This is a genomic window from Streptomyces sp. AA4 (genome assembly GCF_000158875.1).
Lineage (GTDB): Bacteria > Actinomycetota > Actinomycetes > Mycobacteriales > Pseudonocardiaceae > Amycolatopsis.
The window spans coordinates 3,137,939-3,164,334 of sequence record NZ_GG657746.1 but is presented as its reverse complement, the minus strand read 5'-3'; the positions used below and the strand labels follow the sequence as shown (position 1 = coordinate 3,164,334).

The following is a 26,396-nucleotide window of genomic DNA, read 5'->3' as shown; positions in this document are numbered from 1 at the left end:
GCTCCTCCGTCAGCTCGCCGCGGCCGCGACGTGCTTGCCCAGCACGTCCGCCAGCGTGTCGATCTGGTCCTCGGTGATCACCAGCGGCGGCGACAGCACGATGCTGGTCCCGGACGCGCGGACCACCACCCCGTCCGCGCGGCAGCCCGCCTGCACCGGGGCGGTGGGCCGGTCGGCGAACTCGATGCCGAGCATCAGGCCGACGCCGCGGACCTCGCGCACGTGCGGCAGCTCGGCGAGCGGGTCGAGCCGCGCGCGCAGCCGGGCGCCGAGGACGGTGGCGCGTTCGAGCAGGTTCTCCTTTTCGATGAGGTCGAGGTTCGCCAGCGCGACCGCCGCGCCGACCGGGTGGCCGTTGTAGGTGAAGCCGTGCAGGAACGTCGCCCCGTCGGCGAGTTCGAGCACCCTCCGTCCGATCAGGACCGCGCCCATCGGGATGTACCCGCTGGTGAGCCCCTTCGCGGTGACGATCATGTCCGGTTCGACGCCGAAATGCTCGCTGCCGAACCAGTGCCCGGTGCGGCCGAACGCGGTCACGATCTCGTCCATGATGAGCAGAATCCCGTGTCGGCGCAGCACTTCCTGGACGCGCGGCCAGTAGCCCTCCGGCGGCGGCACCATCCCGCCGACGCCGAGCACCGGCTCTCCGATGAACGCGGCGATCCGCTGCGGACCGATTTCCTCGATGCGCTTCTCCAGCTCTTCCACCAGAAGGTCTGTCGCATGTGGACCGTGTTCGAGGCCGTGCGGTTTGCCGAGCCATTCGACGTCCGGCAGCAGCGGGCCGTATCCGGCGCGCAAGCCCTCGATCCCGGTCGCGGCCAGCGACGCGCCGCCCATGCCGTGGTAGCCGCCGTGCCGCGCCAGCACCACCGTGCGATCCGGCTGGCCCGCGTGATGGAACGCGAGCCGGGCGAGTTTGATCGCGGTTTCGTTGCCTTCCGACCCTCCGTTGGTGAGGAAAACCCGTTCCAGCCCGGCCGGGGCGAGCGACAGCAGGCGTTCGGCGAGCCGGATCGACGGGGCGTTGGAGTAGTCGCCGAACGACGAGTAGAACTCCAGCTTGCGGATCTGCTCGGCGGCGACGTCGGCGAGTTCGGCGCGGCCGTGGCCGACCGGGCACTGCCAGAGGCCGCAGGTGCCGTCGAGGTACTGGTTGCCGTCGGTGTCCCACAGCAGCGCGCCTTCGCCGCGGTCGAGGACGAGCGGTGCGGCCGGATCGCCGATGACGGTGTGCGGATGGACGAGGCTGCGCTGGTCGGCGGCGGCGAGTTCAGCGGTGGTCAATGCGGATTCCTTTCCGGACGCGGTTCAGAACCGCAGAGCGACGGCTTTGGTCTCGGTGTAGGCCTCGATGCCTTCGGCCCCGCCTTCGCGTTCCTGGCCGGAGTTTTTCTGGCCGCCGAACGGAAGTTCCGGACGCACCGGCGCCGGGTCGTTGACGCCGAGCACGCCGAAATCGAGCCGGTCGAGCGTGCGCCAGATACGGCGCAGATCGGTGCCGAACACGTACGCGGCGAGGCCGTAATCGGTGGAGTTGGCCAGTTCGATCGCTTCGTCGTCGGTGCGGAAGGGCGACACCGCCAGCACCGGGCCGAACGTTTCCTGGTGGCTGATGAGCATGTCCGGGGTGACGTCGACCAGCACGGTGGGCTCGAAGAAATGGCCCGGCAGCGCGGAATCCGTCCACCGGTTGCCGCCGACGAGCACGCGCGCACCCTTGCCGACCGCGTCCGCGACCTGGTTCTCCACCTTCGCGAGCCCGGCTTCGTCGATCAGCGGCCCGACGTCGGTGCCCTCGGCGTCGCCCCGGCCGACCTTCAGCGCGGCGGTTTTCTTCTCGATCAACGAAAGCAGGTCGTCTCGGACGCTTTCGTGGACGTACAGCCGGTTCACTGCCGTGCAGCTCTGCCCGGCGTTGAAGAACTTCCCGGCGACGACACCCGCCGCGGCCGCTTCGAGATCGGCGTCCTCGAACACGATCGCCGGGGAATGCCCGCCCATTTCGAGCGACGTGCGGCGGAGAACGTCGCCGGTCCGGCGCAGCAGGCCCAGTCCGACCTCGGTGGAGCCGGTGAAACTGACCTTGCGCAGCCGCCGGTCGGCCAGCAGCGCGCCGACGAGTTCGGCGGGCCGGGCGGTGGTCAGCGACTGCAGCACCCCGTCCGGCAATCCGGCGCCCTGCACGATTTCCAGCAGCGCGGTGGCGATCAGCGGGGTCTGCTCGGCCGGCTTCGCGAGCACCGGGCAGCCCGCCGCGAGCGCGAGCCCGACCTTGCGGATCAGCATGCTGGCCGGGAAGTTCCACGGCGTGATCGCGAGCACCGGGCCGACCGGCGCGCGCAGCACGAGCCCCGGGCCGGCCGCGTTCGCCGGGGTGACCCGTCCGTACGCGCGGCGGCCCTCCTCGGCGGCCCACTCCAGCATCCGGGCGGCTCCGGCCAGTTCGCCGTTCGCCTCGGCGAGCGGTTTCCCGTTCTCGCGGCTCAGCAACGCGGCCAGTTCTCCTTGCCGGGCACGGATTCCCGCGGCCGCGGCGCGCAGGTGGCCGCTGCGGGTCTCCGGGTCGGTGCCCGCCCAGCCGCGGGCAGCGCGCGCGGCCGCGGCCAGTGCCTCCCGCGCCTGTTCGGGCCCCGCGTCGGCGGCCTGGCCGAGTACGGCGAGGCTCGCGGGGTCGACGACGTCGAACGTCGCCGGGGCGGAACGCCAGCGGCCGTCGATCAGCAACGTCGCGGCGGCGGTGTCGGGCATCGGTGCGCCTTTCGGGTCGGCGGGTTTCGGGATGCGCCGAGTGTGCCCCCGGGTGTTGATTAAGTCAACACCCGGGGCGGGCGGGAAATTCCGAAAAGGACAGTGGGAAGATCTTGCGGCACAACGGTATTCGGCAACACCTCGACCCCGGCCGCGTCGTGCGCGGCCGGGGCGGGTTTCGGATTCGCGTTACCGCGCGGCCGCGAGCAGGCCGCGCAGGGCTTCGAGCGCCGGGCCCGGATCGACGTCCGGATCCGCCGCCTGGTGCAGGAACATTCCGTCGAGGGCGTAGAAGACGAGCTGGGCCAGCCCGCCGTCCGCCGACAGTTCCTTGCCGACCGCGGCGAGATAGCCGTCGTAGAGCCGCCGCACGACCGGCCGCAGTTCGGGCCGCCGCGCCGCTTCCACGACCAGCTGGTACTGGAACACTTGCAGGTCCGCGCTGTCCCGGAACCGCCGGCGCACCTCGGGACCGTCCGCGCAGACGCCGGTGCGGGCGCCGATCAGGCCGTTCTCCGCGCTTTCCTCCAGCACCAGGTCCAAAGAGGACTGGAGGAGGTCGTCGATCGAGGAGAAATGGTGCTGGACCGCGCCGGTGGTGCAGCCCGCCGCCCGCGCGACCGCCCGGTAGGTGAGGCCACGCAACCCTTCGGAGGCGACCACGCCGACCGCCGCCCGGCGCAGGGCGAGCTTCGTCCCGGTCGGGTCGTCCGCGCTCATCCGCACCTCCTCGGCTGGGGTGGCGTTCACGCTACATTACATTTGTAATGCAGACCAGAGCGGCGAGTATCCCGAAGAGAACTCGCGCACTGCAACGGATTCCGGTCAGGCTTTCACGGCCGCCAACGCGGCGAGCACGCGCTCCCGGGTCGGCACATCGAGCCGGCAGGCCTCCCCCGCGACCGATTCGGCCGTGCCCATCACGTCGGTCCCGTCGACCAGGATCGTCGGCGAGCGGTAGCGGCCGATGCGTTCGACGACCGCCGCGTCGAGGCCGCTCTCGGCCAGGCAATCGGCGACGAGCGACCGGGCCGCCTCGGCGTTCGGGCAGTCCGGCGCGGTCAGCAGTTCCACCCGTGTCCCGCGGATTTCCGGCCCGGTCGCGCACATGCGGCCAGCGTAATCCTCCGGCGCAGTTTTCGGGCGGCTGCGAAGGGTGTACCCACCTTCACCGTCAAGTCGGATAGGAGCGCTACTGCCCCGGGCACCCCGCGAAAGACATGCTGATGCCGTGCCCGAGAGGCGGGCACCGGAGGGAGTCGGGTGTCATGGCGAGCGCTGTCCCGCGGATCCTTCCGGAGGCAACCGCTTCGCCGTTACCGCTGCTGCTGCGCCGGACGGCCACGGTACTGACCGTGCTCGGGCTGGCGATGGTTCCCTGGCTGGTCTTCCTGCACACCGAACTGCCCGCCACCGCCCAGGCCGCGCATTGGGCCTGGACCTGGACCGGCCTGGACAGCCTCGAGGCGCTCGGTCTGCTCTCCACCGGACTGCTCCTCAAACGCGGCGACCGCCGGGCCTGCCTGACCTCCGCCGCGACCGCGGCCCTGCTGGTGGTCGACGCGTGGTTCGACACCATGACAGCCGCCCCGGGCGCGGACTTCACGATGGCGGTCCTGATGGCGGTCCTCGCCGAACTGCCGCTGGCGGCGGCCTGCGCGGTGCTCGCGACCCGAGCCTTTCCCCGGCCGGGCGCATGAGCGGCGAAGCTCAGGGGCCAGCGCGCCCCACGGGAAGGTCAGGCCCGGGACGCTCCGAGGAACCGCAGCACAGCCAGGACTCGGCGGTGGTCCGCGTCGGCCACGGGCAGGTCGAGCTTGGCGAAGATGTTGTTGATGTGCTTCGCCACGGCGCTCTCGCTGACCACCAGCGCCTGCGCGATGCCCGCATTCGAGCGCCCTTCGGCCATCAGGCCCAGCACGTCCCGTTCGCGGGGAGTCAGCCGCGCGAGAGGGTCGCTGTCGCGGCGCAGCAGCAGCTGGGCGACGACCTGCGGGTCCAGGGCCGTTCCCCCGTCCGCCACCCGCCGGACCGCCGCCACGAAGTCGGCGACGTCGGCGACCCGCTGTTTGAGCAGGTAGCCCACGCCGCTGGTGTTCGCGGACAGCAAGTCGGCCGCGTACCGCTCCTCCACGTACTGCGAAAGCAGCACCACCGGCGTCCCCGGCCAGCGCCGGCGGATCTCCATCGCCGCCCGCACCCCCTCGTCGGCGAAGCCGGGCGGCATCCGGACGTCGATCAGGGCGAGGTCGGGCCGGTGCTCGGCCACTGCCGCCAGCAGCCCCTCGGCGTCGCCGGCTTCCGCGACGACCTGGAACCCGCCGGTCTCCAGGACCTTGGCCAGTCCGACCCGCAACAGCACCGAATCCTCGGCGATCACCGCGCGCACGGCAGCTCCGCGGCGACAGTGGTGGGGCCGCCGACGGGGCTGCTGACCCGGAACGCCCCGTCGAGCGAGCCGACCCGCTTGGCCAGCCCGGTCAACCCCGTGCCAGCGGCGTCGGCACCGCCCAGCCCGTCGTCGGCGACGCGCACGCGCAGCACCTCGCCGACCTGACGGACCAGCACCTCCGCACGCGTCGCGTTGGCGTGCTTCGTCGCATTGGTCAGCGCCTCGGAGATCACGAAGTACGCGACGGACTCCACGTTGGGCGCCAGCCTTTCCGCCAGATCGACCCGCAGCCGCACCGGCAAGGGCGTGCGGGCGGCCAGCCCGGACAACGCCGCGTCGAGACCTCGGTCTTCGAGCACGGCCGGATGCAGCCCCCGCACCAGGTCGTCGAGTTCGGCGATCGCTTCCTTCGCTTCCGAATGCGCTTTCTCGATGACCTCGCGGGCCTCGTCCGGCAGGTCCGGGCGGGTGGCGAGCGCCAGGCCCAGGTTGACCGCGAGGGACACCAGGCGCTGCTGGGTGCCGTCGTGCAGGTCGCGCTCGATCCGGCGGCGCTCCGCATCGACGGCCTCGATCAATCCGGTCCGGCTCACGGCCAGCTCGTCGACCCGCTCCTGGAGCCGCTGCGCCCGGCTGGGCCCGAGCAGGCCCGACGCCAGCCGCGCCTCGGCTCGGGCGGCTGCCCGCGCGGTCCAGGGCAGAGCGCACAGGAGGAGGAATCCGGCCGCGGTGTACGCGGGTAGCTGGGTCGCGTAGCCGAACCAGGCCTGGCGGATTCCGGTCGGCAGCGCCCATGCCCAGGCGTACGCGGTGACGCCCGCCAAGCCCGCCGCAGCCGCCGCGAGCACCAGCAGTTCCAGCAGCGCGAGCAGCGGGCCCAGCACGAGGTGGTAGCCGATCTTGCGCCAAGGCCGGGTCGCCGCGAGCCACTGGGCGATCGAGGCCCACGTCCATCGTTCCGGCGTGGCGGGGGCGAGCCGGGGGAAGTCGACCCCGAGGAGCACCCGATAGCGAGCCCGCTGAACGGCCGTCAGCACCGGGGTGCCGAGCAGGACCAGTACCGCCGACACGGAAACCGCGAGGAGCCAGTTTCCCGTCCTGGCGGCCGTCGCCGCTGCCCACGCCCAGACAGGCACCAGCGCCAGGTGCGGCAGCACCCCAGCGGCGAGGAAGCCGGTGTCCCGCCGCGCTCGGAGGACCGCGCGTTTCAGCGCGGCTGGAATCGTCATGGCATGACGCTAAGCCACCGTGGGAGGACGGTGCCATGAAGCCTGTGCCCGGCCCGATGGTGAACCTAGTACCCGGTTGGCGCGCTTCGAGGCGCCGCTGTTCAGGCAGGCTTGAGCAGCGGCATATCCCGGGAAATCTCCCGGAACCCGACGCTGTAGTACAACCCCCGCGCCGCCGGATGCCCAGGCGCACCAAGACAAGCGACCGTCGCATGGGTGGCCCCCGCCGCCCGCGCGCGGTCCATCCCGTGCAGCAGCATCGCCCGGCCCAGCCCGAGCCGCCGGTACTCCGGGTGGGTCCCGACCGGCTCGAACTCGACGGTCCGGTTCACCTCGTCGAGCCACATGATCGTGGACGCCGCCATCGTCCCGTCCGGTGCTTCGACCAGAAGGTGCAGGTCGCCGCGGTACGCCGGGGTGGCGCGGACGCCCTCGTAGCTCTCCAGCGAGTACGCGATGACGCCCCAGGCGTCGAGATGCGCCTGGACGGCCGCTTCCGGTCCGGCTTCGGCTGCGGTGCGGAAGCGGAATCCGTCCGGCAGCACCGGGTTTTCGAGCACGTCGAGCGCGCGTTCGTTCAGCTGGGTCCAGGATCCGGTGTCGCCGAGGCCGTCCGGATCGGGCCGGTAGCCGTGCGCCGCCCAGCGTTCCAGGCCGAATTTGTCCGCCGTGCCGGGCAGCACGGTGCGTTCGAGACCGTCCGCGGTCGCGTCGAACCAGTCGATCACCTCGTCGACCAGTCCGGCATGGTCGGGATGCACCTGATATGCCAGATATGCGCCGGTGATGTCTTGGACCGAGCCGTCGCTGCGCCGCACGCTCCGGGGCAGCTGCGCCCAGCCCCACGCGACGAGGCCGTCCCCGGCGAACCACAGCCGGCGGACCCAGCTCGCCCCTTGCGCAGTGTGTGCTTTGCCCCAGTTCCAGGCCAGTTCGCCGTAGGACGCGTCGCTGTTGACCAGTTCCGGGCGCACGGCGGTGATCCGCTGCGCGAGATCCTGCATGAGCTGCACGTCCGCGGCGGTCAGCAGATCGGTCATGGCCGGACTCTGTCAGGCGGACGCCCGCGCGTCGACCGGTTTTCCGCCGCAGCGGCGGATCACCGCGTCGGCGAGCAGGTCCGTCGGGTCGAGCACTCCGGCGGACTTCCCCGCCACCAACGGAAGTTCCGTGCACGCCAGCACCGACAGCGGCGTGTCGACGTCGGCCAGCGCCCGGTCGAAATGCGCCGCTCCGTCCGCCAGTTCGCCGCGCTTCACCGCCGCGACCGCGGCATCGACTTCCCGCTGCCCCGCTTCGGACGGCACCACCCACTCGACCGCGGGCACTCGCCGCTGGTACAGCCCGGCGGCGATCGTGCCGCGAGTGCCGAGCAGCCCCACCGGACCCGTCCGTCCGGCGAGGAATTCCGCGGTCTCCGCGACCATGTCGACGAACGGCACCCCGCTGTCGGCGGCCAGCCGGTCCAGGAAGAAATGCGCGGTATGGCACGGGATCGCGATCACGGACGCGCCGAGATCGCGCAGTTTTTCCGCCCCGGCAAGCAAAGCCGGGTACGGGTCGGTGCTTCCGCCGAGGACCGCGGCGACCCGGTCCGGCACCGTCGGGTCCGCCCAGATCGCCACCCGCAGGTGGTCCTGGTCGCGGTCCGCGGCCGTGCGCGCGACGAGCTTCGCGTAGAACTCCGCGGTCGCCGCGGGACCCATGCCGCCGAGGACGCCCGCGATCACTGGAACGTCGACCGGTAGCCGAACAGCCCCGCCGCACCGCCGGTGTGCACGAACACCACGCGGTCGGTCGCGGCGAACCGGCCTTCCTCGATCCCGCCGAGCAGGCCCGCGAACCCCTTCCCCGAGTACACCGGGTCCAGCAGGATTCCTTCGGTCTCGGCGAGCAGCCGCACCGCGTCCACCATGGACTGAGTCGGCACGCCGTAGCCCTCGCCGACCCAGCGGTCGTCCACCAGCACGTCGTCGCGGGAAACCTCGGCGCCGAGCAACTCCGCCGTCCGGGCGGCCAGGCCGTGCACCGCGTCGATCTGCCGTGCTTCCGGCTGCCGCACGCTGACGCCGAGCACCCGCGCCGGACTGTGCACCGCCCGCAATCCGGCCACGAGCCCGGCCTGGGTGCCGGTGCTGCCGGTCGCGTGCACGACCCAGTCGACCGGGACCGGTGCCGCGTCCAGCTCCAGCGCGCACTGGACGTACCCGAGCGCGCCGATAGGATTCGACCCGCCGCCCGGGATCACGTACGGCCGCCGTCCCTCCGCGCGCAGCTTGGCCGCCACGTCCTCCATCGCCGCTGACATGTCGGTTCCGGCCGGTACTCGGTCCACGATCTCCGCGCCGAGCAGTTCGTCGAGGAACACGTTGCCGGAGTTCTCGTACTCCTCGTCGCGCACCTGGCGTTGTTCGAGCAGCAGTTTGCAGCCGAGCCCGGCGCGTGCGGCGGCCGCGGCGGTCTGCCGGGCGTGGTTGGACTGCGTCGCGCCCTGGGTGATCAGCGTGTCCGCACCCTGCGCGAGCGCGTCGCCGACGAGGAATTCCAGCTTGCGCGTCTTGTTGCCGCCGGTCGCCAAACCGGTGCAGTCGTCGCGTTTGATCCAGAGGTCCGGTACGTCCCGGTGCCGTTCGCGCAGCCGCGCGGTGAGCCGGTCCAGCGGTTCGAGCGGGGTCGGGAAGTGTCCGAGCGGGAAGCGGGCGAAGCGCGTCGTCTGTACCACGGACGCCATCGTGCTTCCCGCGCCCGGCCGCTGTCCACCGCGTCTACTACGGATGCAGTTCGGCCCGGATCGCCTCCGCCGCCCGCGCCAGCCGGGCCCCGATCGCAGAGATATCAGCCGGACCGGTCAAATACACCACCGCGAGCGCGGCCGGATGCTGCCCGGGCACCGCGAGCGGCACCGCGATCGACGACAGCCCGGGGATCACCTCGTCGTGGCTGGTTTCGTACGGCGCTTTCTCCCCGCGCAACTGCTGCAGGATCGCGCGCCCCGGGGCGCCCGCGGTGATCGGATGCCGGGTGCCCGGCCGCTGCGCCACCGCCGCCTTCGCCTGCCGCGGCTCGACGCTGGCCAGCGTGACGACGGAATCCTCGCCGTCGAGCGTCGCGAGGAACGCGGTCATACCGAGTTCGTTGGCGAGCACAGTCAGTTCGGGCAGCGCGGTCGACTGAAGATCGCGGGAAACGTTGCGCGCCAACGCCGCCAGCCGTGCGCCCAGCTCCAGTTCGCCGTTCGCGCCGCGCACGACCAGTCCGTGGTCCTCGAGCGTGCGCACGATGCGGTAAGTGATCGACCGATGCAGCCCGAGCCGTGCCGCCAGCTCGCCGATCGACAGCGGAGTGTCGGCGTCGGCGAGCACTTCCAGCGCGGTGAGCCCGCGCGACAACGTCTGCGACCCGGCCGCTTGCTTGGCTTCCGTCACGACTCGGTCCTTCCCCGCGGGGTCTTGTGCACCGGAGCGGCCCACCTTAGCATCGATGTACTCAATAATTGAACAACGAGTTCTATTATCGAACACGGTCCCCTTTGGCGCTCACAGCGAGGTGAGGAAATCCATGCAGTTCCACCACCACGGCTACGTTTCCGGCGAACCGCGCGTCCTCCCCGCCGCCGGAACCGGGATCGACCGGCCCGCGGAACTGCCGGACGAGGTCGACGTGCTGATCGTGGGCACCGGTCCCGCGGGCATGATCACCGCCGCGCAGCTGTCCCGGTACCCGAACGTCGTCACGCGCATCGTCGAACGCCGAGGCGGACGGCTCGAAGTCGGGCAGGCGGACGGGATCCAGGCGCGCAGCGTCGAAACGTTCCAGGCCTTCGGGTTCGCGAACCGGATCGTCGAGGAGGCGTACCGGATCACCACGATGTCCTTCTGGAAGCCCGATCCCGCCGACCCGAAGCGCATCGTCCGCTCGTCGCGCGTCCCCGACGACCCGACCGGGATCAGCGAATTCCCGCACCTCATCGTGAACCAGGCCCGCGTGCAGGACTATTTCGCCGAGTACATGGCCCATTCGCCGAGCCGGATGAAGCCCGATTTCGGCCTGGAATTCCAGTCGCTGGCCATCGCCGAAGGCGACGAATACCCGGTGACCGTCACACTGCGGCACACCGCCGGCCCGCGCACCGGCGAGGACCGGGTGGTCCGCGCCAAATACGTGGTCGGCTGCGACGGCGCCCGCAGCGCGGTGCGCGAGGCGATCGGGCGGAAGCTCGTCGGCGATCAGGCGTTGCACGCGTGGGGCGTGATGGACGTCCTCGCCGTCACCGATTTCCCGGACATCCGCACGAAATGCGCCATCCAGTCCCACGACGGCGGCAATATCCTGCTGATTCCCCGCGAGGGCGGCTCGTTGTTCCGGATGTACGTCGATCTGGGCGAGGTGTCCGAGGACGACCGCGGAGCCGTCCGGAAGACCACGATCGACCAGATCATCGCGCGCGCCAACGCGATCATGCGTCCGTACACTGTGGACGTCAAGAACGTGGCCTGGCACAGCGTGTACGAGGTCGGCCATCGCCTTACCGACAAATTCGACGACGTCCCTGTCGGGGAAGACCGGCTGCCGCGCGTCTTCATCACCGGCGACGCCTGCCATACGCACAGCGCGAAAGCCGGACAGGGCATGAACGTCTCGATGCAGGACGGCTTCAACATCGGCTGGAAACTCGGCCACGTCCTCGACGGCCGCGGTCCCGCCCCGCTGCTGGCCACCTATTCCGCGGAACGCCAGCTGATCGCGAAGAACCTCATCGACTTCGACAAGGAATGGTCGGCCCTGATGGCGGCCCGGCCGGAAGACCTGGCCGATCCGGCGGAACTGGAAGAGTTCTACGTGAAGACCTTCGAGTTCCCGTCCGGATTCATGACCTGTTACCAGCCCTCGGTCCTCATCGCCGCGCCGGAACACCAGGACCTGGCAACCGGATTCCCGATCGGCAAACGCTTCAAATCCGCTCCCGTCATGCGGGTCTGCGACGCCAACCTGGTCCACTTAGGACACCATGCCCAGGCCGACGGCCGTTGGCGCGTCTACGTTTTCGGCCCCGCCGCCCAGGTGGCCGAGTTCGCCGATTGGCTGGGGAAGTCCCCGGACTCCCCGGTAGTGGCGCACACGCCCAAGGACTTGGACGTCGACGCCTGGTTCGACGTCAAGGTGATCTACCCGCAACCGTACGAGGAGGTCGATCTCGGCGAGGTCCCGGAGATCTTCCTGCCCCGCACCGGCCCCTTCTCGCTGATCGACTACGAGAAGGTTTATGCGGCCGACCCGGCGGACGACATCTTCGCCGCCCGCGGAATCTCGCCCGACGGCGCGGTGGTGGTGGTCCGGCCCGACCAGTACGTCGCGAACGTCCTCCCCCTCACCGCCACCGCCGAACTGACCGCGTTCTTCGCGCCGATCTTCAGCGCCGGATAGCCGGTCACCCCCGCAATACCGCGGCGAGCCCCTCCCGCAGATCCCGGACGAAGTACTCCGGCACCTCCAGCGACGGGAAATGCCCGCCCCGTGCGGGTTCCCGCCACCGGACGATCTGCCGGAACCGCTCCTGCGCCCAGGGACGAGGGGTTTTCTCGGTATCGCGGGGGTACATGGTGACCGCCGCCGGAACGTCCACGCGCAGCTCCGGATCCAGCGAATTGTGGCTCTCGTAGTAAATCCGGGCCGCCGACGCACCGGAGCGCGTCAGCCAGTACAACGTGACGTCGTCCAGAACGCGGTCGCGCGAAATTGTCTCAAATGGACTGTCCTCGGTATCCGACCATTCCGCGAATTTGTCCACGAGCCAAGCCAGCAGCCCGACCGGCGAGTCGACGAGCGAGTACCCGATGGTCTGCGGCCTCGTCGCCTGCTGCTTCGCGTACGCCGAGCGATGCCGCCAGAAATGCCGGGTTTCCTCGGTCCACCGGCGCTCTTCCGCGGTCAGCCCGTCGGTCGACAGCCCGGGCGGGCCCTCCGCGAACAGCGTATGGACACCGAGAACCCGCTCCGGGAAGCGGCCGGCGAGAACCGTGGTGATGTTGCCGCCCCAGTCGCCGCCGTGCGCCAAGAACTCGTGATATCCCAACCGGCCCATCAGTTCCACCCACGCGGCGGCGATCTTTTCCGTTCCCCACCCCGTGGTGGCCGGTTTGTCGCTGTACCCGAAACCCGGCAAGGACGGGGCCACGACATGAAACGCCGGGGCGCTCGGGTCGGCCGGTTCCGCCAGGTCGTCCACGATATCGATGAATTCCGCGACGCTGCCCGGCCAGCCGTGCGTCATGATCAACGGCGTGGCGTCCGCGCGCGGGGACCGGCGGTGCAGGAAGTGGATGCCCAGGCCGTCGATCACCGTCCGGTACTGCCCGATCCGGTCCAGGCGCTCCTCAAACGCGCGCCAGTCGTATTCGGTACGCCAGTAGGTGACGAGATCCACCAGATCGGCGAGCGGAACGCCCTGGTCCCATCGGCGCGAGCCGTGCACCGTCTCGGCCTCCGGAAGCCTCGCCGCGGCCAGCCGCGCCCGCAGATCGTCGAGGTCAGCGTCCGTCGCGCGGGCTTCGAATGCCTCTATTTCGCTGGTCAGAGCGGTCATGAGTCCTCCTAGCTTGCGTGGAACCGGCTTAGCCGGTTCTATCAGTCGCCCGCGCCTGAGCGCAACCGGCTAAGCTGGTTCCATGCCTGCTGGGTTCCCTGACTTCCGCCTCGGCACCGTGCTCGCGACGAGCTTCACGGCGACGCGGACCGAGCGTTGCGGCGATGCCGTCGAGCGCATTCCGACCCCGCAGCGGCTCGCCGATTGGCTGGCGGTGAGCGGTCTCGCCGTGGAGTCCTGCACCACCGAGCAGCTCGAACTCGCCCGGGAACTCCGGGAATCGATCCACGCCGCCGCGACCGCGGCCGCGCTCCACGAGCCTCTGCCCGCTCCTGCGGTCGAAATCATCAATGCCTGCAGCGCGCAGGGCCGGGCCGCGGCGGTCCTGACCCCGGACGGCAAGCGGCGCTGGCAGCTCAGCCCGGCTACCGCGGTGGAAGACGCCCTCGGAGTGATCGCCGCCGACGCGATCAGCATCATCTCGGGCGAACGCGACGGAAAGCTGGCCCTGTGTGCCTCGCCGACCTGCCAGGCCGCGTTCTTCGACACCAGCCAGAGCCGAACACGCAGGTGGTGCGACATGAACACGTGCGGCAACCGGCAGAAGAAAGCGCGCTACAACGCGAACCGCGCCGCAGCGAAGTGACCTGCACGCCGGGTTTGCCGAGCGATCAGGCTGGAGCAACGCGACCAAGCCAGTTCGTTCGCGATCCTGCTGCCCAGCGGCGGAGAAATCTTGCGCCTCAACGGAACCGTCACCGCTGCCGGCGGCCGCGAAACGGCGGCAGCTGATTTCCTGGCCCGCTCCCCGTCCTCACGGTACGTGCTGTCCTGTGCCCGCGGTCCGATGTGGCCGTCGATCTGGTAACCGTTGACGCCCGGACCTTCCTCGATTCCGGATCCGCGCTCGTCTCGTCCACCGCCCGCGCGCGGCCGACGCCCGGGAATTGTCGGTCCCCCGATTTACCATGGCGGCACATCCGAGGAGGTGTGCACATGCGGGACGCCGTGCTCGAGGCGGCGAGGTTCCTGGCCGCCGGACGCACCCGGCAGCTCACGCTCGAGGACGTGGCCGACCACGTCCGGTACAGCCCGTTCCACCTGGCGCGCGCGTTCGAGCGGGAGATCGGCCTGCCTCCGGGGAAATTCCTTGCCGCACAACGCTTCCAGCTCGCCAAGGAGTTGCTGCTGGACACCGGCGAGAAAGTGGTCGACATCTGCCACGAGGTCGGGTTCTCCGCGCCGGGCACGTTCACCACGCGGTTCACCGCGGCGGTCGGCGTGAGCCCGCACCGGTTCCGGCTGCTGCCGAGCCTGCTCGCCGAGCATCCGCCGGAACCGGTGCGGGTGGCGGGACCGGACTGCGCGGGCGGGGCGGTCACCGGGCGCGCGCTGCTGAGCCCGGCCGCGGTCGCCGCGCTCGGCAGGGATCCGGCGGTGTACGTCGGGCTGTTCGCCGCGACGTCGGCGCGCGGCGTCCCCGTGAGCGGTTCCCTGCTCGGGCCGGACCTGGAGTACGCGCTCGTCGGCGTGCCCCCGGGCACTTACCGGCTGCTGGCCTGCGCGCTGCCCTCGGCCGCCGGTCCGCGCGCGCAGCTCGCGCCGAGTGTGCAGGCGGTCGGCTCGGCCGCCCGGCCGGTGCGGATCCGGGCCGGGCCGGAGCCGCTGCGCCAGGACGTCCGGTTGGAGGTCGCGCCCTCGTGGTCGCCTCCGGTGCTCGTCGCGCTGCCGCCGCTGGCGTCGGCGGGAGCGCAAGAATGGAGAGGCGGCGCGCGGCTGGCGAGGTTAGGTTAGACCAGGTCACAGGGCCGTTGTCAGGGAGAAAGCATGCCTGGAGTTCGAGTATTGGTCGGCACGCGCAAGGGCGCTTGTCGTCAAGCCGCACTCTAAGGCAGACTCGTCACGTGACCCCGTATATCGCCCTCTACCTGCGCATATCCATTTCGAGCCCCGACTCGATCGAGGATCAAGACATGCAAGGGCGCGAGTACTGCGCCCGAGTCTGGCCGGGCGTGCCGATCGTCGTTTTCGCAGAGGACGGGTTCAGCGGCGAGAAAGAAGACGTGATCCGACCGGAGTACGACAGGCTGCGAGCCGCAGTAGGGCGACGCGAGGTCGCGCAGATCTGGTGTGCCGAGCAGGGGCGGCTTGAGCGCAACCCTGTTCGCTGGTTTCAGCTGGCGCAGGAGCTGGTCTCAGGCGGCATAACCGAACTTCACACGCGCCGTGAGGGGATTGTGCACGTCGATTCCGAGGTCGCGGACATCCGCGCTGTGTTCAACGCCCGGGAGGTTCGCAAGCTGCGCCAGCGGGTGAACGACAAGCTCGCGACGAACGCGGCCCGCGGCAACGCGCCGGCAGCGCTGCCCTTCGGCTACCGGCGCGAGGGCAAAACATTCGAGATCGTGCCCGAGCAGGCGGCCGAGATTCGACAGGCGGCCGAGCGTGTGCTTGCCGGATGGTCGATGAAGAGCATCGCGCTCGACATGCGCACTCGGAACGTAGGCAGTGCGCGGGGCGGCACGATCACGGGGGCGACCGTGAAGGCCTTCCTCACGACACCGGCGATTGCCGGGTTGCGTGTCTACCGGGGCGAGGTTGTCGGCCAGGGCAACTGGAAAGAAATCCTCGACGTGCCAACGTGGCGCACAGTATGCGCGAAGCTGTCGCGGCCCCGCCGAGTGGCGGGTGCCCGCGGCCCCTACGAGGTGAGCGAAGCGTGCCTGACCGGCTCCACCGGCCGTAAGTATTTGTTGACAGGAGGCCTGATTGTCTGCGGCGTTTGCAACGCACCTCTGATTGGGTCCATGAAGACGGTCAAGCCGGTGCCGGGCAAGCCGCCGCGCGAGCCGAAGCCTTACTTCTTCTGCCACAATGTCAAGGGCGGCAGAGGATGTGTTGCCGCGGTCATGGCGGGCGTCGATGAGTACGTACTCGATCAACTATGGGAGAAGTTGGACAGTACGGATTTTCTCAGGAATCTCGGCGGCGACGATCACGCGGAGCAGCGGGACCAGCTGACGCGAGCACTGTCCGATCTTGACAGTGCGCGCCTTGAGCTGGCCGCCGAGTGGGCGACGCCCGGTGCGCTGACGATGAGCGAATGGCGGGAGGCACGTACAGCGCTCGATGCTCAGAAGCGAAACCTCATGAGTGACCTTGCCGCGCTGCCCGCTCCGCGCGCGGCCCTGCCCAACATCGCGCTTACACGCGAAGCGTGGCCAAAGATGACGCTCGACGAACGGCGGGGGTTTGTCCGGATGTTCGTCGAGCGCGTCGTCTTGTATCGCGCGATCTTGAGGGGCAGTAAGGTTTTCGACGATCGTCGCGTCGATATCGAGTGGCGGCGGCGCTAGCGCACCCCCCCACCGGCTGATGCTGGCGTTGCCTTTCGAATACGTCCGAAAGAGCAAGCCCTCCCAAGCCATCTCTGAGCAGGCGGCAATGCGACCCGACCGCCCACGGCAGTTGGCTCGGTTCTGACAGGACGCGCGGTCAGTTGTAGTTGCGGAGTTCGCGTTGGAGCGCGGCGATGGCTTGTTGCCCTGCGCGGTTGCGTTCGGCGGCAATGAGCAGGTCGTCAAGGCTGTGGCCCTCGTCGGAGGAGCCAGCGACTCCCACGCAGACCTCGAGGTTTTCCGAGATGTCCCGGACTGCGTCTGCGACTCGGTCACCGACGCGTGCTGCGTCGTCGGTCTTCGTTTCGGGCAACAGCATGACGAACTCGTTTCCGCCGAGCCGGGTCACCAGGTCGGGTGCTCGCACCTCGCTCCTCACCGCATCGGCCACCGCGAGCATCAGGACGTCCCCGGCCTCGTTCGTTCCGCAATCGATATCGACTGTCACGATGGCTGTTGCCCCGGCGTGGCGTTCGGCGTTGGCGAGCGCTCGGGTGGCCGCCCGGTGCCAGCTTGGCAGGGTAAGCAAGCCGGTATCGGGATCGAGCGCGGTCGCTTCTTCTATTTGCCGCAGCACGCTGCTGCGGTGAACGAAATAGACCATGATGGGAATCGCGACGAGCGCTAACGGCAGCCGGAGGGTAAATCCGGCCGTCATGACCCCCAGCACCAGCGTCGCGATTTCCTGCAAGTTGTCGGTCCAATTCGCGACCAGGTCACGCAGCGGCGCGCGGCCGGTGTCGATGACGATCGCGATGGCGACCAGCACAAGGCTGACGCCCCAGAACGCGAGGACTGCGAGCAGCAGCTCCAGGGCGTCAAGCGGCCTCGTCAGGGCCAGGAGCGCGCCGGGAGGCTCGGAAAGGACCACAGCGGCGGCCAGGGTGGAGAGGATCATCACTGCGCCGTTGAATGTGGTGCGATACAGGGCCGCCCCGGACACTGATCGTGTGGTCCGCAGCCAGAGGTGACCGTAGAGGAGGACGGCGCAGACGCTGCCCAGAACGGGTGTTGTGGCCAGGGTGACGGCGAAGATCCAGACAGATGCCATGTTGAAGTGCGGTGCACCTGCGAGCATCCGACGTGTGGTTTCGGCGCGTCGGCCGACCTCCGCGACGCACAGACCAAGACCGGTCAGCATGGCCGCGTTGGTCAGCGCCTCGTGCGAAATGTGTGTGTTGATGGCGGTCGCCGCAGTTGCGGCGACCGCGGCGACATCGACGGCGACTATGAAAGCACGGGCCCGTGCGGACAGTTCCCAGAATCGCCATCGGGCGATTGCGGAGCGTAATCCACGCGCTGATACGGTGTCGTGCACCTCAGCACTCCCTGTAGCCTGGTCGCGGTTGGAATCGGGTTCTCCGGAGGAGGTGCGTCCGGTGCGCGGTCGTGAGTGGTGACGCTGTGGACGAGGCGCGCTCTCGCCACGGCGGGAGCGCGCCAGTTTCCACGCGCAGCCTGCCGCAATCGCGAGCGCGCCTGCGATCGCCGACGTGGCAGCTATAGCGCGGGCTGGCCCGATCCCCGCAGCTGCGACTCCCCCGAGAGCCACGGCTCCGCCCTGTGCGCAGGACATCAGCGCGGACATGCGTCCAGATGCACGGCCGAGCTGGAAATCTGGCACAGTCTGCACCACGATGGCCTGGAGCTGGACAAGGCAAACGGTCGCCAGCATACCGGAAATGCTGACGATCAGGAGTGCGACCGGGAGGCGCGGCGCAGGCCACAGGAATATGAGGGCGAATGCTCCGGCTGCCGCGAACCATGACGCTGTGAGCATTGTCGCGGGCCGGGCGAATCGAGTCGAAATCCACGCCCCGACCACACTACCTACGGGGTCCGCAGCCATCAGGAGCCCGACTCCAAGCGCACCTGAACCAATTTGATGACCGAATGGAGCGGCGAGCCCTTCAGGTATCACCGAGAATCCAAGGAGCACCACGAGAAAATAGAGCCATGTCATCCCGGATAACCTGCTGGCCGTCCGGCCGCTATTCGGCGAAACAGGAGAAGCGGTTGGCGTCGGGCGCGACTTAACGCCAACCACCACAAGCACGGCGCTCGTCAAGAACGTAGCCGCATTGATTACCATGGCGATACTAGGCCCAACGAAACCCAGTAGCACGCCTCCGCCTGCGAACCCAACCAACTGCGCCGTCTGCACTGTCGCTTGGCGGACAGCGATTCCGGCCGGGTACAGCCGATCCCCCAGGACCGCGGGGAGCAAGGCACTCTGCGCCGCCTTGAACGGGCCACTGGCCACGCTGAGAAGGGCGACGCATGCCCACAACACTGGCAGAGCGACATTCGGGATCGCCATCGTGGCGGCCAGCGCAGCGCGGACAAGATCGGTTGTGATCAACACCGCACGCCTGGGGTACCGGTCGGCGAGGCCAGACAGCAATAGGCCGCCGACCAGGGCCGGAGCATAGGTCAAGGCGTAGGTAAGACCGGTGAGTACGGCGCTGCCCGTCTGAGTGAAAACCAGCAACGACAACGCTATTCGCGCAACCTGGTCCCCGAGTTGAGACAAAACCTCGGCCGCCCACAGCGTCCGGAATTCGCGAACGCGAAGCGGCGCTATCAACCCCGCCACGCTGCCCGGCCGACTCATTCGTCCCCCATGTCCTTCGAAGCACCCGCGCGCAGTCCTCAGGAGCGCTACGGACTCCGAGTGTCCCTCTCGTCACTGTACGTGCGATCTGAGCGAACCTCCACAACATCACCCATGCATGGGGCATCTAACGTCGGTCAGGTGCGCCGTTTTCGGCCACATCCGCCGCATCTTGCTCACGCGCCGCCACGGCCTGCTTCTTCACGTTCAGTGCCGCCAGCAGAAACTGAAGCTCCATCTCGGACCCAAACTGCCGACCGAGCGAACGGCCTACCTCGGTAATGTCCGATACTGACATCCCCGCTACCTGCGACCTCATGTCGGCCGGCCATTCCTGCGGCGGATCCTTCGCCACGATGAGAAATAGCCTCATCTTCGTGTCACCGCTCGGCGTCGTGGCCGGGTTAGGCTCGCCGGCCTCGGAGTCGTCCGCGTTCGAGCGCGACACGCGCTGAAGGCGGTTCCATGTGTCTCCGCGCGGCCGCTCAAGGAATACGTCGAAACGCGCAGCTACGTCTTCGGTGATTGGCACCTTCCCTTGCCGAATCCGAAGGAGGTGTTGAGGAGTGATGTTCAGTTCGCGCGCGACGTGCGTCCACTTCAGGTAGCGGTCCATGCGCTTGTTGCCGAGGTCCTCGATCAGCTGGGCATGGAAGTCGTCCATCACTGCCCCCCTAGTTGACACATAGCAACACGTTACAACACACGCAGCTCCTCACGTGACTGCAGGAGTGAACACTTCACAGCGCATGCTCAGTTTGGTGTTGCTATGTGTTGCTTTGTGTCGTAAAGTTCACTCCATGCCACGCATGCAAACTCTCGATTTGCCGTTTAGCGGTCGCCTGCTTCGCGCCCAGCGGCAGCGCCAGGGGATGTACCAACAGGACCTCGCCAACCGATGTGCCGCGTTAGGGCGGCCCATTGACCGGAGCCAGATTTCACGGTTCGAACGCGACGAGCGTCGCCCGAACCCTAGAGACTTAAAAGCAATCGTCGAAGCGCTCGGAATCGATGTAGATGCGCTTTTGGATGAGAATCAGGCTGTCGCATGACTCGGCAGCGGGATGAACTCTGCCAGCCAGACGGAAAGCCTGACCGAGACCTCGCGATTCATGATGTGGCAACACTCGCCCGCGCCGCACGCATTATTCGTACCGCGCTTGCCCGGCAGGCAGCCAGCGAAAATGCCGCGCCCGGACGCGAACCTGCTTGCCGCCTCCAAGGAGATCGCGGTGTCTGAGTTGGACATCTTCACGGCTGCTGGTGACGGTTTGGTGGTCGAGCATTTTGGGCTGGCTGAGGACGGCCGGGCGTATGTGGTGGCTGGTCCGTTCGCGAAGGCGATGGGCTACCGGCAGACCAAGAACGCGCTCGACAGCTTGGACGCCGACGAAAAGGGTTTCGCCGAGACCGAAACCCCTGGCGGTCGCCAGCGGGTCGCCGTCATCTTCGAGGACGGGATCTGGGAACTGATCTTCCGTTCGACGTTGCCGTCGGCGAAGGCGTTGAAGTCGCGGGTGAAGGCGATTCTGCGGCAGCTGCGGGAGACGGGGGTGGTCGATACCCGTGCGCAGCGGTTCGAGATCCCGCGGTCTTATGCGGAGGCGTTGGAGCTGGCGGCGAAGCAGACGCGGGAGCTGGAGGCCGCGGAGCAGCGTGTTGCGGAGCTGGAGCCGAAAGCGGATCTGGCGGACACGTTCCTGGTCGCGGACGGCAGCACGCGTTTGGTGCGTGAGGTGGCGAAGCTGCTGGGGATGCGGGAGGGCGAGCTGCGCCGGTTCCTGGTGAACGAGGGGTTGATCTACTCGAAGCACGCTGTGTGCGGCGTCGTCTCCTACGACTTCTACGCGCAGTACGCGCACCACTTCGTCGCGAAGGAACACGTCGTCGAGCACGTCTTCGGGACGTGTTCGCACTACACGCTGCGGGTGACCGCGCGCGGCATCGAGCTGATCAAGGCCCGGCTGGCCAAGACGCGCCGCCCGGCCGCGTGAGGGGAGGAATGACGGTGACGTCAAGGGAACGGGCGGTCGCGTGGGTCTTCGGCGCGGCGTTCGCGGGCAGTTTCGTCGCGGGGCTGGTGCTGGGCGATCCGTGGAGGACGGTCATCACCTGGGTCTATCTGGGGGTGAGCGTCGCGTCCGCCTGCGGCGCTTTCTGCTACGCCGTCGGCACGGGCAAGGCGCGCAAGCGCGCTGATGCGGCCCTCGCGCGGGCGTCGGCGGTCGATGCCCGGACTAGACCGGATAGTTCTGCCGCTGAGGTTCGTCGCTCAGATCAGGCTGGTGGTGCCAGATGATGTCCACGGAGCCGGCGGTGTCGCCGGGACGGTGGACGAGCAGGAATTCCGTAGTGTGGCGGTCGGGGAACTCGTTGCCCACGGACCAGTTGCGAACTTCCACGGTCCCCGCGTCGATCCTGACGCCGAATGCCGACTCGGTTCCGCGTTCCTCAACACGTACCGATGTTTGCTTGCTTGATTCAGCTCCCAGCGGACGCGGTTGCGCATCGCTTCAGCTTTCTCGTCGGCGCGGCGGTCTCGCTCGATGCTGACCGTTTCGGCCGCCGCGGTGGCCGAGACCACTGCCGTTCTCTCGGAACGTTCAGCCGATCCTGCTGACCGTTCCGAGGCTTCCGCCGACCGATCCGCGGCCTTTTTCTGACCGCGCGCATACCACAGCGAACCGGTCGACACGAGCAGCGCGGCGGCCGCGACAACAAGAGACGCGATGTCCATGGCGGCATCCAAGCAGCCGGTGTCTGGGCCCGGCAAGAAATCAGGACCCGTTCCGGTGCCGTGCCGGGCTCCGGAACGGGCTCGACCACAGGAGGAGTGATCTCCCATGATCGGAACACAGGATAGGGCGCCCGTGCGGGTGTGCGTGCCGCCGGAGTTGCTGCGGGGCGGGGTGTGGGTGTGATGGCCGCGCGCATCCGTGTGGTCGGCGACCGGCCGCCGGGCGAGTGCGGCGGGGCTGGTTCTTGTGTGCGGCGGGCTTGTGAGCTGGCGGGGTTCGGCGGGATCGTCGCCGTCACCGTGGTGGCTGCGGTGGCCGGTTTGGCCGGGTGCAAGCGATGAGCGCGGCGACCGAGGAGCTGTTCGACACGATCGACGCCTTGCGCAAGGAGAACAACGCCATCCGCGGTCGAGTCGCGTGCCTGGTCGGCTACTACGGCGAGGCGGCGGCGCGGTCCGGGAACCCGGAGCTGGCCGAGATCGTGCGGGGTCTGCGAAGCGTCCTGGACGGCAGGTGGGTCGAGCCGGGGAGCGGACAGTGAAGCGCTGCGCCGCCAGCGCGCTGCTAGTGATCACGCTCGCCGTGCTGGTGTACGTGGCTCCGGCGGCGCGCGCGGACGTCGACGGCTGCGTCCCGTCGGCGGAGTTCGCCGACGCCCGCACCGCCGCGAACGCGGCCACCTGGCAGGAGATGGGCGGCATCTACACCCGGTTCGTCGCGCAGCGCGGCACCGGAACGATCGGAGGAACCCTGTGAGCATCAACGAAACGACCTTCGCGGCCCGCGCGATCGCTGTTGCGAAGGAACTTCCCGCCTTCGACCACCTGCCGAAGCTGCGCGGCCTCATGGCCCTCAACGACGAGGTGTCCCTGTTCCTCGGCACGTCGTGGAAGCCTTGGGATGGCGTCGAGAAGCTGTCGCAGTGGGCGCATGCCTTCGGTGCCGACGTGACTGTCGGTCTCTCGTTCTACGGTGGCAGCGGCGAGGCGAAGACCACGTTCGTGCTCGGCGGCAGCGCGGTCAGCATCTCCGAGACGATCAGCACGGCGCACGCCTACGCGCTCGGTGCGCTGCTGCAGAAGCCGCTCGCCAAGGACAGCCCGATCACGCTGTCCGCCGCGAAGCTGCAGGAGCTGCTGCCCAAGCTCGCGGAGATGTCGGCGTGAGCGTCCAGTTCTTCGAGTCGTCGCACCGGTACAAGATCGACGGCCGGTGGGCGACCAGCGTGACCACCGCGTTGAAGGGCATCCCGAAGGACGGGGTGCTCACGCGGTGGGCCGCGAAAACCGTTGCCGCGCACGCGCTGGACAACATCTCGACCCTCGCGGAGAGCATCGAGAGCTTCGGGTACGGCCCGGCGTTGAAGATGCTCGCCGACGTTCCGAACGAGAAGCGGGACACGGCCGCGGTGCGCGGCACCGCCGTGCACGCGCTGGCCGAGCGGTACATCGCGGGCGAGGAGATCGAGGTCCCCGACGAGCTGATGCCGTACGTGCGCGGCTATGCGCAGTACATCGAGGACTGGAACCCGACCTCGCTGCACGAGGAAGCGATCGTCGCGTCCCGCACCCACTGGTACGCCGGGCGGCTCGACTCCATCCAGGACATCCCGGATCTCGGGGTGTGCTTGGTGGACTACAAGACCTCGAAGGGCGTCTACGGCGAGTACGCGCTGCAGTGCGCGGCCTACCGGGGCGCCGAGGTGATCGTGGTCGACGGCGTCGAGCAGCCGATGCCGGAGCTGGACCGGGTGCTGATCCTGCACATCCAGCCCGACACCTACGACCTGGTGCCGGTCGACGCCGGGCCCGCCGTGTTCGAGAAGTTCCTGACCGCCAAGGCGAACTACCTCGCCAACGTCCAGTCGGACAAGCTGCGGAAGCTGATCGGCGAACCTCTCGTGCGGGAGGTCGCGTGATGGCCGAGCAGAGCGAACTCACCCGGGCGCTGACCGAGCTGCAGGCCGCGCTCCCGTCGATCGGCAAAGACCAGAAAGCCACGGTCAAGTCCGACAAGGGCAGCTACACCTACAACTACGCCGACCTAGCGGACATCTCGGCCGCCGTGCTGCCGCTGCTGTCGAAGGTCGGCCTAGCCTGGACCACCCGCCCCACGGTCGAGGACGGCAAGTTCGTTATGCGGTACCAGCTGCGGCACGTCTCGGGAGAGATGCTGGAAGGCACCTATCCGCTGCCAGCTGCGTCGCGCCCGCAGGAGATCGGCTCCGCGATCACCTACGCCCGCCGGTACGCGCTGTGCGCGGTCACCGGCGTGGCCCCGGCGAACGACGACCAGGACGCCGCGCAGGTCGAGCGGGCGATGCAGTCCCGGGAGCGCACCGAGCGGGAGTTGAAGGACTCGATCTGGGCCGAGGCGAAGAACCGCGGCTGGATCGGCGAGGGCGACGACTTCTCGCAGCTGCAGGACGAGTTCGCGCAGTGGAACGGCGGGGGCGACATCACCGCCGCCGACGTCGAGGCGCTGAAAGGGTTCGCCGTTCATCTCCGGCCGAAGCAGACGATGCAGCGGGGGAGGAAATGAACTCGCCGGCGTGCTTGCACGCGTGGGTCACCGAGCGCCGCGGCGGCCGCCCGGTGCTGGCGTGCCAGCTGTGCGACCGGGTGATGTCCGAGCGGGAGTGCCGGGAGATCGTCGCGGCCCGCAGCGGCGGGGTGTGCGAGATCTGCGGGGAGCGGCCGGTGCAGTCGATGCACCACCGGCTCACCCGGAAGTTCGGTCCGTGGTCTCCGGCGAACATCGTCGCCCTCTGCGGGGACGGTGTCGCCGGTTGCCACGGCCGGGTCACCAACACCCGCACCCAGTACTACGACGACGGCTGGCTCATCCACTCCTGGGATCTCCGGACACCGGACGAGATCCCGTTCCTGCACTGGCAATGGGGCGCGGTGTGCCTCGACAACGCCGGTGACTACCACCAGAGAAAGGACGCGGCATGATCACGAGTCTCGACATGCTGCAGCACGTCGTCGAGCACGCCAAGCGGTGGCGGATCGGCGAGGCGTTCAAGCAGTTCGACGTCTCCGCGGAGCAGACGAACCTGACGTTGCGGGACCACGACCTCGACGGGTTCCTGGCGTGGGTGGCGCATCTCGACGGGCTGCAGATCGTGGCGTCGGCCAGCTACGCCCGGTCCTCGGGTTTGCTGCACGCGCAGGGCCGGTTGATGTCCGGGCACGTGCTGCACGTGTGGGTCACCAGCGACGGGGAGCGGATGCGCCGCGCCGAACTCGTCGGCAGCGTGCTGGCCGGGGAGGTCGAGGAGTACCTGCGCCACAACGTGGTCGGTCTCCCGGCCCTGGACCCGGTCGGTGCCGAGTGAGCGGCGAGTTGAGGACCCCGACCGAGCAGGGCCGCCAGTACCTGGACGGCCCGATCGAGAAGGGCAGCCAGGAAGAGATCGACGCGTGCGTGCGGCGGGTGAAGCTGGAGTCGCGCGACCAGGCCGAGGCCGTGATGTTCCTGCGACAGCTCGGCCTGATCGATCAGGACTTCGAGTGGGTCGCGACGTCCCGCAACCGGCGGAAGCGGGTGCCGAAATGAGTGCCCTCACCGGCGATCGCAACCTCGACACCCTCGTCGAGTCCGCGGGAAAGCTCGTGCGCGCGGTGCGCCGGGACGACTCGCTGATGGTCGACGCGATGCTCGCCGACGCGGAGATGGCCTACGGCGACCCACTGACCGGCGCCCGCGCGATGGTCGTGCTGCTCGCCGCGATGGTCCCGGCCGACCAGCCGACCGCGGAACTGCTGCTGTGGCGCGCGAACCCGCGTCAGCGGCTGCGCCCGGCGGCGGTCGCGTGACCGGCCGCGTGTTCCGCACGGGCGACCCGGAGCCGCCGAACAACGAGGTGCGGCAGGTGCGCGGAGCGTCCGGTGCCGTGTACGGGCGGAGCCCCGGCGGCCTGCACTGGTTCCTCCGAGGCGGCGGGGTGAGCCCTCTCCGGCACTGGCCGGTACTGCTCGCCCACGACGGCCCGCTGACCGCCGGGGCCGCGCCGCCGCAGCTGGTGCTGTTCGACCTGCCGGGGGCGTCATGACCGCGCCCGCGTGCAGGAGATGCCGTCGCCCGCTGCGCGACGAGGCGAGCAAGCAGCGCCGGTACGGGCCGGTGTGCTTCCGGCGCGAGTTCGGTCCGCCCGCACCGAAACCCCGCGGCGGCGCCACGCTTCCGGCCGCCGTACGGACCGTCGACCACCACCCGGCCGACCCCAACCAGATCCCGCTACCCCTGGAGGCAACCGTGCCCGCCGTCGATTCGGTGTCCGCACACGATGACCCCCGCCCCGTCGCCACCGTCCGGGAAGGACAGATCAGATGAGCGTCACCCTCAGCGGCAGCCTGCCCGCCGACGACCGCAACGGCATCGCGCGGATCGCGGCCGCGCTGGTCGACAATCCCGAGAGCGCGCATGTCATCGTCGCGCTGGTCGACTGCACGAAGATCACCACGAAAGTCGAGAGCGGCGACGTCGTGCCCACCGCGCGGATCCGCGCGATCGAAGGGTTCGAAGGCCACACCGCCGACGCGAAAGAGCTGCGCCGGCTGCTGCGCCGAGCGTACGAGCGCCGCACCGGGCGGGTGGAACTCCCGCTGGAGATGGAGAAAGCGTTCGACGACCTCGGTTCCTGATCCCGCGGTCCCGGTCGTTCCCGATACGGCCGGGGCCGCGCA

Annotated in this window: 33 protein-coding genes; 20 read left to right on the top strand and 13 right to left on the bottom strand. The window is 69.1% G+C overall.

Features of this window, described 5'->3' with window-relative positions; translation table 11 throughout:
* Positions 1-9: 9 nt before the first annotated feature.
* From SSMG_RS14735 to SSMG_RS14720, 4 genes are all read right to left on the bottom strand, one after another.
* Positions 10-1,287 (bottom strand): aspartate aminotransferase family protein, encoded by a 1,278-nt coding sequence (locus SSMG_RS14735; protein ID WP_009077039.1) that lies wholly within the window; start codon positions 1,285-1,287, stop codon positions 10-12.
* Between the two features lie 24 nt (positions 1,288-1,311).
* A complete protein-coding gene (locus tag SSMG_RS14730; RefSeq protein ID WP_009077036.1) occupies positions 1,312-2,751 on the bottom strand; it encodes an aldehyde dehydrogenase family protein in 1,440 nt (479 codons plus the stop codon).
* Between the two features lie 189 nt (positions 2,752-2,940).
* Positions 2,941-3,471 carry a TetR/AcrR family transcriptional regulator gene (locus SSMG_RS14725; RefSeq protein WP_050788189.1) on the bottom strand — a complete coding sequence of 177 codons (531 nt, stop codon included), beginning with the start codon at positions 3,469-3,471 and terminating at the stop codon, positions 2,941-2,943.
* Positions 3,472-3,576: 105 nt separating this feature from the next.
* Positions 3,577-3,861, bottom strand: coding sequence for a hypothetical protein (locus SSMG_RS14720; RefSeq protein ID WP_009077033.1), 285 nt, complete (start codon positions 3,859-3,861; stop codon positions 3,577-3,579).
* 158 nt (positions 3,862-4,019) lie between these two features.
* On the opposite strand from SSMG_RS14720, the gene SSMG_RS14715 reads away from it, so the two are divergent.
* Positions 4,020-4,451, top strand: a complete 432-nt coding sequence (locus tag SSMG_RS14715; protein ID WP_037713699.1) for a hypothetical protein — start codon at positions 4,020-4,022, stop codon at positions 4,449-4,451.
* A gap of 38 nt (positions 4,452-4,489) precedes the next feature.
* Here SSMG_RS14715 and SSMG_RS14710 read toward each other — a convergent pair whose 3' ends face one another.
* From SSMG_RS14710 to SSMG_RS14685, 6 genes are all read right to left on the bottom strand, one after another.
* The gene (locus tag SSMG_RS14710; RefSeq protein ID WP_009077029.1) at positions 4,490-5,140 is read right to left on the bottom strand and encodes a response regulator transcription factor; all 651 of its coding nucleotides are present in this window, start codon (positions 5,138-5,140) and stop codon (positions 4,490-4,492) included.
* Positions 5,128-6,372 carry a sensor histidine kinase gene (locus SSMG_RS14705; protein ID WP_009077027.1) on the bottom strand — a complete coding sequence of 415 codons (1,245 nt, stop codon included), beginning with the start codon at positions 6,370-6,372 and terminating at the stop codon, positions 5,128-5,130. The genes SSMG_RS14710 and SSMG_RS14705 overlap by 13 nt, the downstream gene beginning before the upstream one ends.
* A gap of 101 nt (positions 6,373-6,473) precedes the next feature.
* Positions 6,474-7,412 carry a GNAT family N-acetyltransferase gene (locus SSMG_RS14700; protein ID WP_009077025.1) on the bottom strand — a complete coding sequence of 313 codons (939 nt, stop codon included), beginning with the start codon at positions 7,410-7,412 and terminating at the stop codon, positions 6,474-6,476.
* Positions 7,413-7,424: 12 nt separating this feature from the next.
* Complete coding sequence (locus tag SSMG_RS14695) at positions 7,425-8,102, bottom strand: aspartate/glutamate racemase family protein (RefSeq protein ID WP_009077022.1); 678 nt, start codon at positions 8,100-8,102, stop codon at positions 7,425-7,427.
* On the bottom strand, positions 8,099-9,103 hold the full coding sequence (locus SSMG_RS14690) for a D-cysteine desulfhydrase (RefSeq protein WP_009077019.1): 1,005 nt from the start codon (positions 9,101-9,103) through the stop codon (positions 8,099-8,101). The genes SSMG_RS14695 and SSMG_RS14690 overlap by 4 nt, the downstream gene beginning before the upstream one ends.
* A 37-nt stretch (positions 9,104-9,140) precedes the next feature.
* Positions 9,141-9,797 (bottom strand): IclR family transcriptional regulator, encoded by a 657-nt coding sequence (locus SSMG_RS14685; RefSeq protein ID WP_050788188.1) that lies wholly within the window; start codon positions 9,795-9,797, stop codon positions 9,141-9,143.
* 133 nt (positions 9,798-9,930) lie between these two features.
* Between SSMG_RS14685 and SSMG_RS14680 the strand changes: the two genes are divergently transcribed.
* Positions 9,931-11,796, top strand: a complete 1,866-nt coding sequence (locus tag SSMG_RS14680) for an FAD-binding monooxygenase (protein WP_009077017.1) — start codon at positions 9,931-9,933, stop codon at positions 11,794-11,796.
* Between the two features lie 4 nt (positions 11,797-11,800).
* Here the strand turns inward: SSMG_RS14680 and SSMG_RS14675 are convergent, their stop codons facing one another.
* On the bottom strand, positions 11,801-12,955 hold the full coding sequence (locus tag SSMG_RS14675) for an epoxide hydrolase family protein (protein ID WP_009077015.1): 1,155 nt from the start codon (positions 12,953-12,955) through the stop codon (positions 11,801-11,803).
* An 82-nt stretch (positions 12,956-13,037) separates the two neighbouring features.
* On the opposite strand from SSMG_RS14675, the gene SSMG_RS14670 reads away from it, so the two are divergent.
* The 3 genes from SSMG_RS14670 (at position 13,038) to SSMG_RS14660 (ending at position 16,311) form a co-directional block, all read left to right on the top strand.
* On the top strand, positions 13,038-13,601 hold the full coding sequence (locus SSMG_RS14670) for an ABATE domain-containing protein (RefSeq protein WP_009077013.1): 564 nt from the start codon (positions 13,038-13,040) through the stop codon (positions 13,599-13,601).
* A 350-nt stretch (positions 13,602-13,951) separates the two neighbouring features.
* The gene (locus tag SSMG_RS14665; protein WP_037713695.1) at positions 13,952-14,749 is read left to right on the top strand and encodes a helix-turn-helix transcriptional regulator; all 798 of its coding nucleotides are present in this window, start codon (positions 13,952-13,954) and stop codon (positions 14,747-14,749) included.
* A gap of 110 nt (positions 14,750-14,859) precedes the next feature.
* Positions 14,860-16,311 carry a recombinase family protein gene (locus SSMG_RS14660; RefSeq protein ID WP_050788187.1) on the top strand — a complete coding sequence of 484 codons (1,452 nt, stop codon included), beginning with the start codon at positions 14,860-14,862 and terminating at the stop codon, positions 16,309-16,311.
* A gap of 139 nt (positions 16,312-16,450) precedes the next feature.
* On the opposite strand, the gene SSMG_RS43430 is transcribed toward SSMG_RS14660, so the two are convergent.
* Together SSMG_RS43430 and SSMG_RS14650 are read right to left on the bottom strand one after the other, a co-directional pair.
* Positions 16,451-18,967 carry an MFS transporter gene (locus SSMG_RS43430; RefSeq protein ID WP_009077007.1) on the bottom strand — a complete coding sequence of 839 codons (2,517 nt, stop codon included), beginning with the start codon at positions 18,965-18,967 and terminating at the stop codon, positions 16,451-16,453.
* A gap of 127 nt (positions 18,968-19,094) precedes the next feature.
* Positions 19,095-19,631: a hypothetical protein gene (locus tag SSMG_RS14650; protein WP_009077004.1), complete on the bottom strand. Its 537-nt coding sequence runs from the start codon at positions 19,629-19,631 to the stop codon at positions 19,095-19,097.
* A 136-nt stretch (positions 19,632-19,767) separates the two neighbouring features.
* Between SSMG_RS14650 and SSMG_RS43425 the strand changes: the two genes are divergently transcribed.
* From SSMG_RS43425 to SSMG_RS14585, 15 genes are all read left to right on the top strand, one after another.
* Positions 19,768-20,019 (top strand): helix-turn-helix domain-containing protein, encoded by a 252-nt coding sequence (locus tag SSMG_RS43425; protein ID WP_158688034.1) that lies wholly within the window; start codon positions 19,768-19,770, stop codon positions 20,017-20,019.
* 180 nt (positions 20,020-20,199) lie between these two features.
* Entirely contained in the window at positions 20,200-20,961 is a 762-nt protein-coding gene (locus SSMG_RS42410) for a phage antirepressor KilAC domain-containing protein (RefSeq protein WP_199785909.1), read from the top strand.
* Positions 20,962-20,969: 8 nt separating this feature from the next.
* Positions 20,970-21,266, top strand: a complete 297-nt coding sequence (locus SSMG_RS45370) for a hypothetical protein (RefSeq protein ID WP_158688033.1) — start codon at positions 20,970-20,972, stop codon at positions 21,264-21,266.
* A gap of 776 nt (positions 21,267-22,042) precedes the next feature.
* The gene (locus tag SSMG_RS14635; protein WP_037713690.1) at positions 22,043-22,246 is read left to right on the top strand and encodes a hypothetical protein; all 204 of its coding nucleotides are present in this window, start codon (positions 22,043-22,045) and stop codon (positions 22,244-22,246) included.
* A complete protein-coding gene (locus SSMG_RS14630) occupies positions 22,243-22,461 on the top strand; it encodes a hypothetical protein (RefSeq protein WP_037713688.1) in 219 nt (72 codons plus the stop codon). The genes SSMG_RS14635 and SSMG_RS14630 overlap by 4 nt, the downstream gene beginning before the upstream one ends.
* Positions 22,458-22,871 (top strand): hypothetical protein, encoded by a 414-nt coding sequence (locus SSMG_RS42405; RefSeq protein ID WP_050788184.1) that lies wholly within the window; start codon positions 22,458-22,460, stop codon positions 22,869-22,871. The genes SSMG_RS14630 and SSMG_RS42405 overlap by 4 nt, the downstream gene beginning before the upstream one ends.
* Positions 22,868-23,623 (top strand): hypothetical protein, encoded by a 756-nt coding sequence (locus SSMG_RS42400; RefSeq protein WP_050788183.1) that lies wholly within the window; start codon positions 22,868-22,870, stop codon positions 23,621-23,623. Before SSMG_RS42405 ends, SSMG_RS42400 begins: the two co-directional genes overlap by 4 nt.
* Complete coding sequence (locus SSMG_RS42395; protein ID WP_009076984.1) at positions 23,623-24,246, top strand: ERF family protein; 624 nt, start codon at positions 23,623-23,625, stop codon at positions 24,244-24,246. Before SSMG_RS42400 ends, SSMG_RS42395 begins: the two co-directional genes overlap by 1 nt.
* The gene (locus SSMG_RS46130; RefSeq protein ID WP_050788182.1) at positions 24,243-24,662 is read left to right on the top strand and encodes a hypothetical protein; all 420 of its coding nucleotides are present in this window, start codon (positions 24,243-24,245) and stop codon (positions 24,660-24,662) included. The genes SSMG_RS42395 and SSMG_RS46130 overlap by 4 nt, the downstream gene beginning before the upstream one ends.
* Complete coding sequence (locus tag SSMG_RS14605) at positions 24,659-25,045, top strand: hypothetical protein (protein ID WP_009076981.1); 387 nt, start codon at positions 24,659-24,661, stop codon at positions 25,043-25,045. The genes SSMG_RS46130 and SSMG_RS14605 overlap by 4 nt, the downstream gene beginning before the upstream one ends.
* A gap of 8 nt (positions 25,046-25,053) precedes the next feature.
* A complete protein-coding gene (locus tag SSMG_RS14600; protein WP_158688032.1) occupies positions 25,054-25,266 on the top strand; it encodes a hypothetical protein in 213 nt (70 codons plus the stop codon).
* Positions 25,263-25,526, top strand: coding sequence for a hypothetical protein (locus SSMG_RS14595; protein ID WP_037713681.1), 264 nt, complete (start codon positions 25,263-25,265; stop codon positions 25,524-25,526). Before SSMG_RS14600 ends, SSMG_RS14595 begins: the two co-directional genes overlap by 4 nt.
* Positions 25,523-25,762, top strand: coding sequence for a hypothetical protein (locus SSMG_RS14590; RefSeq protein ID WP_037713679.1), 240 nt, complete (start codon positions 25,523-25,525; stop codon positions 25,760-25,762). The genes SSMG_RS14595 and SSMG_RS14590 overlap by 4 nt, the downstream gene beginning before the upstream one ends.
* Positions 25,759-26,043, top strand: a complete 285-nt coding sequence (locus tag SSMG_RS47625) for a DUF6011 domain-containing protein (RefSeq protein ID WP_009076975.1) — start codon at positions 25,759-25,761, stop codon at positions 26,041-26,043. Before SSMG_RS14590 ends, SSMG_RS47625 begins: the two co-directional genes overlap by 4 nt.
* Positions 26,040-26,354: a hypothetical protein gene (locus tag SSMG_RS14585; protein ID WP_009076973.1), complete on the top strand. Its 315-nt coding sequence runs from the start codon at positions 26,040-26,042 to the stop codon at positions 26,352-26,354. Before SSMG_RS47625 ends, SSMG_RS14585 begins: the two co-directional genes overlap by 4 nt.
* Positions 26,355-26,396 lie beyond the last annotated feature (42 nt).

What these genes read in the sequence shown, in the direction of transcription:
- SSMG_RS14675 (WP_009077015.1), bottom strand. Translation starts at nt 12,955, where the DNA reads ATGACCGCTCTGACCAGCGAAATAGAGGCATTCGAAGCCCGCGCGACG.
- SSMG_RS14720 (WP_009077033.1), bottom strand. Translation starts at nt 3,861, where the DNA reads ATGTGCGCGACCGGGCCGGAAATCCGCGGGACACGGGTGGAACTGCTG.
- SSMG_RS14690 (WP_009077019.1), bottom strand. Translation starts at nt 9,103, where the DNA reads ATGGCGTCCGTGGTACAGACGACGCGCTTCGCCCGCTTCCCGCTCGGA.
- SSMG_RS14725 (WP_050788189.1), bottom strand. Translation starts at nt 3,471, where the DNA reads ATGAGCGCGGACGACCCGACCGGGACGAAGCTCGCCCTGCGCCGGGCG.
- SSMG_RS14705 (WP_009077027.1), bottom strand. Translation starts at nt 6,372, where the DNA reads ATGACGATTCCAGCCGCGCTGAAACGCGCGGTCCTCCGAGCGCGGCGG.
- SSMG_RS14585 (WP_009076973.1), top strand. Translation starts at nt 26,040, where the DNA reads ATGAGCGTCACCCTCAGCGGCAGCCTGCCCGCCGACGACCGCAACGGC.
- SSMG_RS43430 (WP_009077007.1), bottom strand. Translation starts at nt 18,967, where the DNA reads ATGAGTCGGCCGGGCAGCGTGGCGGGGTTGATAGCGCCGCTTCGCGTT.
- SSMG_RS14680 (WP_009077017.1), top strand. Translation starts at nt 9,931, where the DNA reads ATGCAGTTCCACCACCACGGCTACGTTTCCGGCGAACCGCGCGTCCTC.
- SSMG_RS14665 (WP_037713695.1), top strand. Translation starts at nt 13,952, where the DNA reads ATGCGGGACGCCGTGCTCGAGGCGGCGAGGTTCCTGGCCGCCGGACGC.
- SSMG_RS47625 (WP_009076975.1), top strand. Translation starts at nt 25,759, where the DNA reads ATGACCGCGCCCGCGTGCAGGAGATGCCGTCGCCCGCTGCGCGACGAG.
- SSMG_RS14730 (WP_009077036.1), bottom strand. Translation starts at nt 2,751, where the DNA reads ATGCCCGACACCGCCGCCGCGACGTTGCTGATCGACGGCCGCTGGCGT.
- SSMG_RS14595 (WP_037713681.1), top strand. Translation starts at nt 25,263, where the DNA reads ATGAGTGCCCTCACCGGCGATCGCAACCTCGACACCCTCGTCGAGTCC.
- SSMG_RS43425 (WP_158688034.1), top strand. Translation starts at nt 19,768, where the DNA reads ATGCCACGCATGCAAACTCTCGATTTGCCGTTTAGCGGTCGCCTGCTT.
- SSMG_RS42395 (WP_009076984.1), top strand. Translation starts at nt 23,623, where the DNA reads ATGGCCGAGCAGAGCGAACTCACCCGGGCGCTGACCGAGCTGCAGGCC.
- SSMG_RS14635 (WP_037713690.1), top strand. Translation starts at nt 22,043, where the DNA reads ATGAGCGCGGCGACCGAGGAGCTGTTCGACACGATCGACGCCTTGCGC.
- SSMG_RS14700 (WP_009077025.1), bottom strand. Translation starts at nt 7,412, where the DNA reads ATGACCGATCTGCTGACCGCCGCGGACGTGCAGCTCATGCAGGATCTC.
- SSMG_RS14670 (WP_009077013.1), top strand. Translation starts at nt 13,038, where the DNA reads ATGCCTGCTGGGTTCCCTGACTTCCGCCTCGGCACCGTGCTCGCGACG.
- SSMG_RS14605 (WP_009076981.1), top strand. Translation starts at nt 24,659, where the DNA reads ATGATCACGAGTCTCGACATGCTGCAGCACGTCGTCGAGCACGCCAAG.
- SSMG_RS45370 (WP_158688033.1), top strand. Translation starts at nt 20,970, where the DNA reads ATGACGGTGACGTCAAGGGAACGGGCGGTCGCGTGGGTCTTCGGCGCG.
- SSMG_RS14715 (WP_037713699.1), top strand. Translation starts at nt 4,020, where the DNA reads ATGGCGAGCGCTGTCCCGCGGATCCTTCCGGAGGCAACCGCTTCGCCG.
- SSMG_RS14650 (WP_009077004.1), bottom strand. Translation starts at nt 19,631, where the DNA reads ATGGACGACTTCCATGCCCAGCTGATCGAGGACCTCGGCAACAAGCGC.
- SSMG_RS46130 (WP_050788182.1), top strand. Translation starts at nt 24,243, where the DNA reads ATGAACTCGCCGGCGTGCTTGCACGCGTGGGTCACCGAGCGCCGCGGC.